General features: G+C 58.2%; 2 protein-coding genes. Both read left to right on the top strand.

Going from position 1 to position 13,579, the window contains the following annotated elements; all coding sequences use genetic code 11:
- Positions 1-259 precede the first annotated feature (259 nt).
- Positions 260-5,764 (top strand): hypothetical protein, encoded by a 5,505-nt coding sequence (locus F4V43_RS18340; protein ID WP_150459713.1) that lies wholly within the window; start codon positions 260-262, stop codon positions 5,762-5,764.
- Positions 5,765-5,875: 111 nt separating this feature from the next.
- Positions 5,876-13,564 carry an S-layer homology domain-containing protein gene (locus F4V43_RS18335; RefSeq protein ID WP_150459712.1) on the top strand — a complete coding sequence of 2,563 codons (7,689 nt, stop codon included), beginning with the start codon at positions 5,876-5,878 and terminating at the stop codon, positions 13,562-13,564.
- Positions 13,565-13,579: the final 15 nt, after the last annotated feature.

Raw genomic sequence — 13,579 nt, 5'->3', positions numbered from 1 at the left:
GTCTCTCAGGTCATTTTATGACCCTTTTGAGACAGCCCCTTTTTTGCGCCCCCTGAGAACGAGTGCAGACGCAGCCTTAAACAAGTATTAAAATTTGATAAAAAAAATTACGGCAAATTAATTCACGATCTAAATAATTCAAATTCTACGCCGATGATAATACATGTGAAAATCATTGAGGGGGGGCGGCGCGGAAGTGCCGGGCCGGAGAGGGCCTGTAGTTAAACACATCGTTGAATGAACTGGGGGAACGTTTACATTGCGGAATAAGAAGTACGCTACACGGTTGACGGCAGTCAGTCTGATCGTCTGTCTACTGTTTTCATTGATTCCGGAATCCTGGAACGGCACCGCAAAAGCGGCTGCGGAAGATTTGGAAGTCATGTTCAGCACGGGAGCGCATGTCGGCAATTTGAGTTATAAAGCTGACAATGCGTTCATGAATTTTTATAACAATCAAGTACCCGGTTTTGTTCAGACCCAGACAGCCTCGAACTCGACAATCGACTGGGCAGGCGGAGATGTTTTTGCCGGTACCGGCGGCTGGGACAGCCCGGCCACGGTTTCCTTCCAGATAAGAGTGGCTGATAACCCGATTCTGCGCGAAATGGCGCTCGGTGGAGAGGCTGAAATGGTTGCCGGTTTCGCCGTGCTTCGACGCCACTCCAAGTTTCTGAAGGATACGATTCATTCCTGGATCAGAATGGAGCTTGATGGACAGGAAATTATGTACTACAAGACGGGCGACAGCCAGGTCTATAACAAAAGTGTTACGGCGAAGTTCACGCCGAACTCCGTACTTACCTTCTCCATCCACGGAGATGGAGCGGACAGCGGTGAAGGCGCCGGTATCCGCGGCTTCTACCTGAAGTTCCAGGATATGCAGCGTCCCGTGATCGACAGCTATACCTTCACCGGCAACGGGAACCAGCGGGACAATACGACCCTTGGCCAGAAGGAGCTGTACGTCAAGGAGAATGAAAATATAACGTTGGCTTACAACTTCAGCGAGCCGGTCCGGCCTCATTATCTGAATGCGTCGAACAGCGAATTCTTCCTGAAGCATCCGCTGTTTACGAATCCCGAGGGAAGCGGGCTTCCGGCGGCCGGGCAGACCCAGTACATGCAGAATATTACGTACGGCACTTCCAATCTGGAATCGTATCAGAGCAATCTGGCCTTCCAGTACACGGGTGTCCGCTATCATAACAGCGGCAATCTGCCGCTGGAGCCGCGCATCACAGGAACTACGCCAGGCAACACGCCGATGGAGCAGACGCTGCAGGAGAAGATGGAGAACGCGGTCCTGTCCGACGGCGCCGGCAACGTGCTGCATCCGAACCTGTCGGCGGTGAAGACCGGAAGCGGGAGCCTGAGCTATCTCAAGGAGAGCGACGGCAAAACCGGGAACCCGTTCGATTACAATACGAAAGGCTTCCGTGTCATTGTGGACGCCGTGCGTCCCAAATATCAAGACGGGAAGAACGGCATCCAGCCGAATATTCTGACCGGCGTTACGCTCAACAAAGGCGACATTGTTGATTTTACCGTTCAGCTCTCGGAAGAGAGTATTATCAGCAGAAGCCTGGTGGAAGGACAATCCTTCCTCTACTTCAACAATGGAATGAAGGCGTACTACCTTAAAGGGGCGGGCAAGAAAAACTTGGTCTTCCGCGCCACCATCGGCGCAGACACTGCGGTGGAGACGCCGCTGCTGAAGGTTATCGCGCTGACCAACGACGGCAAGGGCAACAACTCGGATACCAATGTGGTCTCCGACTATGCGGGCAATCTGCTGAACCAGCCGGCCAACTACGCCGGCAAGCATACGGATGGAAATGAAACGCTCGTCAATTCCAAAATCGACTGGGCGAACCTGTCGATCGACAATACGAAGCCGATTATCGGCTACCATTATGAGCTTGGCGGCGCCGACAACAACACGTACCGGCAGAAAGGCAAAATCATCATCGACGCCAATGATCCCGGTATTGTCGTGCCTTCGCTCGATCCGGACCCTGCCCAGCGCGGCGTGGAGCGTCCGAGCAAGGGCATCTACCGCCCGACGAACATGACCGCCGAAGCTTCGCCTTCGGTCGGCCTGGTGTACTACTGGTGGAGCAAGAGTCCGGCCGATCCGTTCGCCGGGCATGAGGAAGACCACAACGCCGCCTTGAAGCGCTATGCGTTGTCGGCCAAGCAGCCTTCCGAGGACCTGTACACGACCGGCTTCGAGAACGTCAAGCTGTCGGTGGCGAACAACAAGACGAATCTGATCGCGCCGCCTCCGGAAGCGTATCTTCCCGAGAACAGCGGCCAATGGTATCTGCACACCTGGACGGCCGACATGACCTGGGATTCGGCCCGCGAGCTGATGCAGTACGAGAAGATGACCCGATATATTGATACCCATGAGGAGCAGTACAACGCCTGGATGGCGGAAGCGACAGGCTCTCCTGCTGACAAGGAAGTCTACGCCAAGAACAAGGCGCTGGTTGCGGTAGGCCAGTATGGCGACACCTCGGTATGGGAATTGAACGACTTCAAACACGATGATTCCAACTGGACGCACAATGTCGGCGTTCTGCGCCTGGACAATCAGGGTCCGGCTGTCGTAGGCGGCGATGTGTACGGCGACAACACGGCGGGAGTCCAGATCAGCGCTCTGGTCAAAGACGATCTCAGCGGAGTCGACCGGGTCAGCTACCAGTGGGTGAAGGACGGAGAGACGCCGTCGGACATCAACTGGGTAACGGCTGAACTGAAGAACGGCGTCGTAACCGAGACGACGCTGAATGAAGTCTATGAATACGGGAAGTTCTGGCTCTATCTGAAATCGGCCGATAAGGCCGGGAACGAATCCGTCCAGCGGGTGGAAGCTCCGGCTAATGTCGGTTCCCAATCCGCGCTGCCCGGGCAGTTCGAGACGGAAGCTGATCCGAAGTTTGTGCGAAGCCACGATGTGGACTTCAAGCTGACCGGCTTCGATCCGGATTATGTCGGATATGTAATCAGCGCAAGCTCGATCCACCCGGAGGAGACGGCCTTTACAGCCCTTCAGTCGGAGCCGGTTCCTTCGCCTTCGGCCACGCCGACTATGACGGCGGACCCGAATGCTTCGGCCGCGCCGGCGCCGTCTGGATCGGCGGACCCGAATGCTTCGGCAGCGCCGGCGCCGTCTGGATCGGCGGACCCGAATGCTTCGGCAACGCCGGCGCCGTCTGGATCGGCGGACCCGAATGCTTCGGCAGCGCCGGCGCCGTCTGGATCGGCGGACCCGAATGCTTCGGCAACGCCAGCGCCGTCTGGATCGGCGGACCCGAATGCTTCGGCAACGCCGGCGCCGTCTGAAGCTCCGGAGAAATCGTATTCCTATACGATTCCGGCCGATTCGGCTCATAGCGGCGTTCAATATGTGCACGTTCTGGTGAAGAAGGACGGCGAGAGCTACTTCTACGCCAAAGCCTATTATTGGGATAACGAGCCGTCGCAAATTACCTTCAGCAAGAACGGGGTTCCGTATCCGCTGGATGTACAGGACGTGACGGTGAGTATCAGCGAACGCTACAGCCGCGAGCCGATGACGTCGAAGTACCAGTGGGTACGGGTATCCGATCCGGCAACGGAGGTTGCGCCGGATGCCGCTTCCGCAGGCTGGACAGCACTACCGGCGGGAGGAGCCGTATCCATCAAGGGCAAGGATGTGCTGAAGCCCGGAGAGACGGACAGCTTCCGGCTCTATGTCTGGAATACCGACGGGGCCGGGAACAGTTCGATTGAGCGGACGCCGGAATTGTTCAAAGTTACTTATACGGGCGACGAAACGACTCCTCCGGCAGATACAGAATCCAAGCTGATCTATCTCTATGGAGACGAACAGGACGGGTACACCGCCATTCTGAAGCTGAATCTGGATACGGAGAGCAAGGCCGGATACGAATATTCGGTATCCCCGGACAACGGCGAGAGCTGGACGCGGTGGCGGTCCTACACGAACTTCGTATCGCTTGAGGTTCCAAGCAATGACCCTGCGCAGCTTCAGGTCATGGTCAAATACCGGACGCCGGGAGGCGCGATGAGCGAACCGTTCCCGATCGACAGCTCGAACGCTTCCTTTGATGAAGCGCCTGTCTATGCGCTGGCTTCGGTCAACAGCAATGTCATGGTTCGCCCCGACAAGGGAGCCGATATTCAAATCGAGGTTCCCGCGGGTCTCAAGGTGATTCCGGCGGCGGTCAACCCGTCGAAGCCGGTGCGAAGCGGCAATACCTTCAATGTGAAAGAGAACGGATTTTATGCGTTTGACATTGTGGACCTGAATGATTCGGCCCGGACCGACACGCTGTACATGGTCGTCAAGAATGTGGACGGCACGCCGCCGGTCGGCTGGATTGATTACAAGACAACGGCGTGGACCAACGGCAATGTAACGGTCAAGCTGAACGCGTCAGAGCCGGTTATGGTAATGAACAACGGCGGAAGCAATGTGTACACCTTTACCGAGAACGGAAGCTTCACCTTTGAATTCAAAGACCAGGCAGGCAATACCGCCACTATAACCGCGGAAGTCCATAATATCCGCAAAGGCGCGCCGAAGGTAACCGTTGTGCGCTCCTATGACGGATACAAGACGGTTCCCGACGGCAAGGGCGGCGTCTATGCCTCGGGCGTATCGCTTGAAGTGCAGAGCGCCGACAGCCCGGCTTCTCCGCTCTTTGTCACCGTCGGCTCCAATCCGCAGACCTTGACCAAGAACGGGACGGTATCCTTCACGGTGCAGGATGAATTCGGCAATACGGCTGTCGTCAAGGAGACGGTCGGCAACCTGATCGCCGAAGGGCCTTCGCCGGACAAGATCGACTACATCTTCGTGGACGACAACGGCCAGGCCGTTCCGGACAGCAAGATCGTAACGATCGGCGGCAAGAAATATGCCAAAGGCAAGATGAAAGTGGTCATCAGCGGCACAACGGCTGCGGGCAACCCGGTCTTCTCCGGAATGGCTCCGGCGCCGGATTCCGCCAGCGGCACGTACAGCAACCAAATCAGCGACGGCTCCGGCCAATTCGTCTATACGCGCTCCTACGAGAGCAACGGCACGACGCAGGCCGGCCTGTCCGATCTGCTCGGCCATTCTACCCGCGTGCCGCTGACAATCCAGGGACTGGACAATGCGGCTCCGGTACTGACGCTGAAGCAGACCGCAGTAGGGGTTGTGCAGAACAAGGAGAACTTCAAGCCGGAGACGGACCTGGGCGGCTATACCGTTACCGATAACGTATCGGCCCGCGACAAAATCAAGGTAACCGTCACCGGACTTGACATTAAGAAGCTGGGCCGCCAGACCGTTACCTACACGGCAGAGGACCAGGTCGGCAACAAGACGGTCGTTACCCAGGAAGTCCTCGTCGTCAAGAACGGCGGTCTGCTGATCTTCGGCAACGACGCCTTTATTTCGGCTTCTTCCGGCGAGACGGCGCTGTTCGATACGAATACGATCACGTTCCGGATCTCCGGCTACAACCTGCTGAAGGTCGGCGGCAAGGATCTGACCAACGAGTGGGGCACGTATGATCTGTACTATCAATCCGGTCTGTACCGTGAAGGACAGATGAAAGCCATCGCCACCCGGATCACCTACGATCAGATGGTGAAAGGCGAATTCAAGGTAACTTTCCCGAAAGCGGGCTGGTATACCATCATTGTCAGAACGCAGGAGAGGGACCGGGAATTTGCGACCTTCTTCATCGGAAGCACGAAGTAGACATCAACTGTACATCCGCTGTTCTCAGCAAGGAAGGAAAAGGGTCCCGGAGAGGCCCCTTTTCCCTCCCGGCGGCGGAAGACAGTCTGAATTTTGATCGGGGGGAACCACGTGAGCGTCAAGCTTTTCAATAAGGCCTTATCCGTATTGCTATCCTTCATCCTGGTATTTCTGGCATCCTCGGAGAGCCTGCAAGCCATTGCGGAAGCCGCTGCGAGCAAGAGTACAACGGTGATCCAGAATGACTTCATCAAGGTTACGGTGGACAACGCATCCGGCCGCTACGGCATCCGTACGGTTGAGGGCCAGCCGATCCGCAAGAAAGACCAGAACGTGAATCTGAACTTTGGCGGAGATGATCCCGAAACGTCATTTACTACCTTCAAGATCGACGGAACGGACTATATCTTCGGCAACCGCTACAAGCTGAGCGACGGTACGCAGTCCTCGACAACAGCGCCCAAGGTCGTGAACAATCCGAACGGGACGCAGCAGATCGAGACCGTCTGGAGCATGAAGGGCGTCGAGATCAAGCAGATCCTGATGCTGTACACCGATACGGCCGATAAGGTCAATTCGGGCAATGTCAACATCCGTTACGAAGTTAAAAACAACGGCAGCGCCGCAGTCGCGGTCGGCAGCCGGATTCTCCTGGACACGATGGTCGGCGGCAACGACGGACCGCAGTTCCAGGTCGGCACTTCCTACAAGGCGCCGCTTAGCGTTGAACGCAAGCTCGTGCATGATCCCGAGAGCATCGGCATCCCGAAGGAGAACAGTGCGCTCTACAAGCTGCCTGCCTACTGGGTAATGCGGGACAAGCTGGATCTGGAGAACCCGCTGGCCACGAATGTGGCGGCTTACGGCTTCAATAATTATGCCGAGCAGAATATTAATATCGTCGACGAAATGATCGTCGGCCACTGGGCCGGCATGGCCAACACGAAATGGAATTACACGCCGAACCCGAACCTGGATTTCACCACGGATACCAACGATTACGGTTCGGCCGACTCTGCGGTTGCCTTCTATTGGAACCCGGACCCAATCGCACCGAAGGGCTTCCAGTCGTTCGAGACCGTCTACGGACTGGGCGAACTGACCCAGCCGGATAAAGTGTTCTCCATCCGGTACATGGACCCGATCCAGACGATGGCCGTCAAGCCGGACGGCAGCGGCTATGAGAACGAGGGCATCTTCGACATTACGGCCGAGGTCGAGAACCTGGCACAGTACAACATGGAGCATTCCCGCATCAATCTGGAGATGACGCTGCAGAGCGGCCTGAATTTCGTCAAGCTGGACGACCAGGGGGACATCGTCAGAGATGCCCAGGGGCGGGCTGTGACGGAATCTTCCCGCAGCAAGCTGATTGAATACCGGAAGCAGGCTACGCCTGCGGAAGCGGAGCAGGGCATTCAGCCGAAGTACAAGCCCGGCGACACCGTAACGGTAACGTTCAAGGTTCAGGCCAAAGGCAAAGCTTGGCCGACGACGCGCGAATACATGCTGACCGTTAAGAGCCCGGAGACGCAGGCCAAGCTGGAGGGCGTATCCGATGAAGGCATCAAGGCCCAGTATGAATCGAACAAGTCGAACTTTATCCTGCTGCCGGCCGTGGGCGAAGCGACGCCGACTTATGTATACGGCGTATCGCCCAAAGAACTGTACAGCACGGATACGAAATATGTAACGGTCAATCTCTCCAACATCGAAGCGTACAACACGGGCGATGCCAAGAACGCCCCGAATTTCGATTTGTATTTCCGCAACAAAGCGACGGGCGACCGTTACAAGGTACCGGTACTGAGCTCGGTGCTTCTGCAGCCGACCGATGACGGATCGTCGGGCGATATGCGGATTACCTACAACGGCGGCGACAAGGTCGCGCCGGACGGTTCCGTGCTTCAGAGCGGGCTCGGGCCGGAACTGCCGCTGGGCGAATATCAGGTGCAGATCGACTACAAAGGCGATGCCGGCGGAGACGAAGAGGCCGCTTCGCTGTATGACATCACCGCTCCCCAGGCAATCATGGTGACCAACAACGATGAGAACCGGGTGCGGGAAGCGCACATTCTGGCCGTCTACAAGGAGACCTTCGACCTGAAGGGCGCATCCATCGGCCAGACGCTGGAAGAGATGGACGAGCTGAACGGCATGTTCGCCTCGGCTCCTTTTGCCAACCGAAGCGATCTGAAGAACGCGCTGGATAATTTCAAGGCGGCCAAGATGAAGATCGCCGAGATCAGCAAAACGCTGGACCCGTCCTTCAAGACCGCCGAGTTCCTGGACGACGAGAGTCTGGAGAACGTGCCGTTCTACAGCTACAAGACGTTCGGCTCGGAGAAGGAGCTTCAAGCTTTTGAGAAAGAGAACAAAGAACGGGAAGTGCTCGCGGTCGTCCGCGGCATGGTCAAGACGGTAGGCAAGGGCAAGGACGCCCAGGTTATCGTGGAGACCCAGACCGAGCCGGCTGTCATCAACGAATCGGTGGCCTACCGGGGCAAGGATCTGGTCATCGTCCGCGGCCAGCTGGATATTATGGGCATTCAATCCATGATTCCGGGCTTCGCCAACAACCCGCTGTTCGCCTCGACCTTCGTCAAGGGAGACGGCACTCTGAGCGTAGCCGGAAGCGGCTTCGTCTTCCACAGCGGAGAATGGACGCTCGATTTCTTCAACGGCTTCAGCAAGCGGCTGGGCAGCGGTCCGCTCTCCCCGGCGGAGAAGGCGGACAACGACGACAACCCGGAAGATACGTCGATCAACGGCAGCCTGAAATGGGCCTCCGGTCCGATCGGCGACCGGATCAACCCGCTGCGCCAGTTGATGGTATCGAATGTGTACTTCAACCGGCAATCGCTGTTCGCTGTACCGACGTTCAATATTTCGGGCTTTGATTTGTCCTTCAATGACTTCATTCTGCGGGAAGGCGGCATTTCGTTCGGCGGCATGATCTCAATGAAGGTCGTGGACGCCGAAGTCAACAATGTGATCTTCAACAACAAGGGCTTCGTCGGCATCGACGCCGCGCTCAAGTTCGGCCTCAACAAGAATCTCGGCCTGTTCGGTCCGATGGACGACGAGAAGAAGGGCGAAGGCACCAGCGGCGAAATCTTCATCTCGCATTATGTCCAGCAGGTGGAGGGCGCCTATAAGCCAAGCAAATACGGCATGCGGTTCCAGGCGGACCTGAAGGGCATGCTGGGCGTTCAGATGGAATTGGCCTTCAAAAAGGTCCAGGACGGCCGTATTCTTCCCGACGTCATCGCCTTCGGCGCAGAACTGCCGCAGCCGGGCATTCTCATTACGGGCGGAACCTTCCTGACCGACATTCGCGGCGCGGTCCGCGAACTGGCGGATACCATTGCGGGCGGCACCTCTGCCGATCCGTTCCCGCTGACGGTGCAGGCCGGCGTCGGCGTACGCTTCGGCATCGCGCCGGCGTACTTCTTCGGACAGACAGACCTGACCGTGAAGCGGACAGGCCTCAAGATTGAAGGCAAGATGGACTATGCCATGTCTCCCACGGCGGATGACGATGAACGGCTGCCGATGCTGACCAAGGCGCTTCTGGAAGCGCAGTGGGTAACCCCTTGGTTCGTCCGGGTGCAGGCGGAAGTCGACATCGGCGGATGGGATGTCATTGTCGGCAAGGCAGGCATCTTTGTCGGCCAGAATCTGGAGAAGAACCGCATTGATTTTGAAGGTTATGTCGGCTCCCGTATCCAGATTCCGTCGAAGGTACCGGTGGTCGGCGGCAAGCCGCTGTCCAGCGTGTTCCTGGGCGTCAATAACGACAAGGTGTGGGGAAGCTTCAGTCTCCTGCTGATTACGCTCGGCGTCACCTATTACTGGGGCGGAGGCGTCGAATTCGGCACTTCCAGCGAGCAGATGCCGGACGGTCTGGTGCATATGGTCATCAATGATCCCGAACAGGGACCCCGCCTGATGGTGATCGGCCAGGGGATCGAGACAGTGGCCACTTCCTGGGTCGATACCGAGGAAGCAAGCCAGGAGATTGTGTATCGCGACGTAGCGAAGGGTGTGCAGGTGCTGGAGAGCGACGCCATGAATCTGGGTGTCGGCGGCATCACGGCCAAGAACAACGGACGCGAGCATTCGATTCCGATGAGCGGGGTCAACGGCAATGCGATTCTTGAGGTGGACTATGACACCAAGACGATGCCGAAGCTGCTGCTCAAGGATGCAAGCAAGAAAGAATACAGCCTGGTCTTCGACAACACGAACAGCAATCCGAAGGCGAATGCCTTTACCCAGATTATACCGGCGGCGGAGAACACGGAAGATCATGTCGATATCCGCAGAGCGTATATCCTCATTCCGGATGCCGAAGTCAAGAAGGGCGGAACCTGGACCCTGACGGCCGACGCTCCGGTGGATACGAAGCTGATGAGCGTTCCGGTTCTGCCGCAGCTCAATGAAGTCAATCTGGCAAAGAGCAGCGATCCGAACAAATTCACCGCGACCTGGAACGTATCCAACGCCAAGGCGGGCGATACGGTCAATCTGTATCTAACCCAGGATGCGGTAAGCAGCCAGACCACGAAGCTGGCGAGCGGCGATTCTGTACTGGAAGCCGGCGATCCCGGTATGCTGATTGCCAAGGATCTTCCGGCCGACAGCGGCAGTGCGGTCATTGACGTGACCCGAGTAGCGATGCTGGGCGGAACCGAGGATATCCGGGGACTGCTGAGACAGGGGAACTACTACCTGCGCGCCGAGTTGAAATCTTCCGCTACGTTCGGAACGATGACCTCGCCGCAGAGATTTGAGATTGTCGATCCGCTTGCGCCGTCGAATGTCAGCGGTGTGACGATTGAACCGGCGGGCAACGGGTTCTTCTCGCTCTCGTTCAAGCCGGGAGCGGTCAAGACCGGCCAGCAGAACATTGAGCGGAGCTACATTATCGAAGCGCTCCGCCAGCAGAACGGCGGTCTGGAATCGTATGACAACTATGGAGAAGTGCTGATGACGGAAGAGGAGCTGAAGCCTTACTGGAATGCTTCCTCCGGCCGATACGAAGGGATTCCGGTCGGGGGTTGGAGCGCCACCACGACCACGGATGCCGTTAATCAGGACAGTACGTCGGGTATGACGGTAGTCGATCTCAAGGATGTGAAATATACCGGTCTGGAAGTCGGACACTCGTATGTGATCGGGGTCTCGGCAGCCAACAAGCCGGGTGCAGCGCTCGACAAGAACGAGAATTACCATTATGCGGACCGGGTCGACAGCACCAATGAACTGCTGCCGGTTCCGGTGAAACCGAAGCTGTCCGTTGCGACGGATGCCGGCACGGTCGGCGTATCCGCCGAAACGGGAACGGCTCCGAACCTGATGACAAACCGGACGGCCCAGACGCTGAAGCTGACCTCCAACCAGGCGAATATCCAGGTAGAGGCCCGCTATGCCGGACAATCGGTCGGCAAGACGACGCTTGCCGCCAGCGGCAGCGGCAGCGCGGGTACGCTCGCGCTGGACGATTTTAAGACAGACGGACGCTATGCCATCGAGCTGGTAGCGACCAACACGAAGACCAAGGATATCTCGGTTACGATGCTCTACCTTACCGTTGATACGATTGCGCCGATGCTCTATATCGACGAACCGACGACGGGAGAACGAACCGAAGCGGCTGTGGTTGACGGCCGTACGGTGAATCGCATCCGCGTGGCGGGAACGACTTCGGTCGGAACGAAGCTGGTCGCCAACGGCAATACGCCGATTCCGGTCGCGGAAGACGGCACTTTTGCCGGCGATGTGGTGATCAACTCGGATGAGCCTACGGCTGATCTGCAGCTGGTGGCGAAGGATGAGGCAGGCAATGCCAACTCCGCAACCGTCAGCGTAACGAACGACGGCTTCGCCGTTCCGGCAGCGCTGGTGCTGAAGCCGCTGCCCGCACTCGCTCCGGGCGAGAGCGGACGGATTGAAGCCTACCTGAAAGTCGAAGACGGACGGGATGCCCAGGGCAAGCCGAAATACAAGGAAGTGGCAATTTCCGAAGCGGATGCCAAGGAACGTCTCAGCTACACGCTGACGATGGGCGATGCGGTCGATCTGACCGTCGGCGATGCGGTCGGCACCGGGGCGCCGGCCAAGGGAACGGTGACCGGTCTGGCCGAAGGGGCCAGTCTGATTGAGGCCGAATACCGGATTTCGGACGATGTGAAGCTGACGGCCATGGTGGCCGCCGAAGTGGCCGTTCCGGCGCCGACTGTGCTCGGAATGCTCGAGGCTTCGGCCAAGCAGGCCGATAATAAAGGGACATCGGCCCTTGTAACGGTAGCGAACACCGGAGAGATGACGGGACGGCAGCTGGCTTATAAAGTCTTCCCGGCTGGAGCCGGTGCAGCCAAGCCTGCTTTGAATCAGGATATCTCTGATTGGAGCCTGCTTCCGGCGGACGGCAACATCAAAGCGCGTCCTTACGATCTGATCGTCGTAGCGGCCCGCACTTCGCTGGATAAGAAGGCCGTAGCCTCCAGTGAATTGTTCAATTACGACTTAACGGGCAGCTCGGATTCGTCCGGCCAGCCGGGCGGCGGATCGGGCGGCTTCGGCGGCGGGGGCGGAGGCGGCGGAGCCGCAGCAGGTGCTCCGGAACCGTCCGCAGCCCCGGCCAAGGCTCCGGCGGTGACGCTGAACGGAGCCCCGGTCAACACGGTTCTGACCGGTTCCACCGCGGTATCCACGGTCGGCAAGGCGGACTTCGCCGCTAACAGCGGAGACCTGGTGCTGACAGCCAAGGATGCCGATGTGGCGGACTATGAATTCCGCATCGACCGCGAGGTTGCCGGACAGCTCGCCGCATCGGGCAAGCGTCTGGTTATCGAGCTGGCATCCGGACAGTTGATTCTGACCGGGCAGCAGCTGACCGGTGCAAGCGGAGAGGAACTCATTATCCGCACCGGCGCGAATTCGGCGGCTGACGCGGCTGCCATGCAGTCCGTCGCAGCCTCCCAGAAAGCAACCCTTCTCGCCGCAGGCCAGGGAATTGCGCTTCAGGCCAATCTGGCGGAGGCGGCCTGGAACAGTCCGGTCACCGCAGAATTGGCCGTACCGGCCGGTCTGAAGGCAGACCAGGTAACCGCCATTGTCTTGATGGATGAGAAAGGCAGCTGGACGACGGTTCCGTGGAGCCGTACCGATGCCGGATTCCGAATCAAGCTTACGGGCGAAGGCCATGTGTTCCTGCTCGGGAACTCGAAGAGCTTCTCCGACGTGAAGAATGGATACTGGGGCCGCGAGGCCATTCAGGAAGCCGCTGCCAAGATGTTCGTACAAGGCAAGAGCGGCAGCCTGTTCGATCCGGAGAGCCGGATCACACGGGCGGAATACCCGACGCTGCTGCTTCGGGTAGGCGGCCTCATGAACCGTGAAGCTGCGGCCTCCTTCCGGGATGTGCCGTCCGGCAGCTGGTTCAGCCGGAGCGTTGCCATTGCGTCCAAGCTGGGACTGGCGACAGGCTTCCAGGGCGGCAGCTTCAAGCCGCAGGAGACGCTGTCCCGCGTAGAGGCCATGACGATGGCGGGCCGTCTGCTGGAGATGACGGGCAGTGCAGAGAAATTGAGCGCTGGCGAGGTCGACAAGCTGCTCGGCGGTTTTGCCGACAAGGGTTCAATTCCGGCCTGGGCCAAGGAACAGGTGGCACTCAGCATCAAGTACGGCATCATAGAGGGTGAGAACCAGTACATCCGTCCTCAGAACGCATTGACCCGGGCGCAAGCTGCGGCCATTGCCATGAGGCTGGATCGGTTGATCGCCGGCGAATAAGCGGGAATACCCCGG

This window comes from Paenibacillus spiritus, from assembly GCF_008710135.1.
In the GTDB taxonomy this organism is placed as follows: domain Bacteria; phylum Bacillota; class Bacilli; order Paenibacillales; family Paenibacillaceae; genus Paenibacillus_AQ; species Paenibacillus_AQ glufosinatiresistens.
This window is presented reverse-complemented; position numbering and strand designations above follow the sequence as displayed.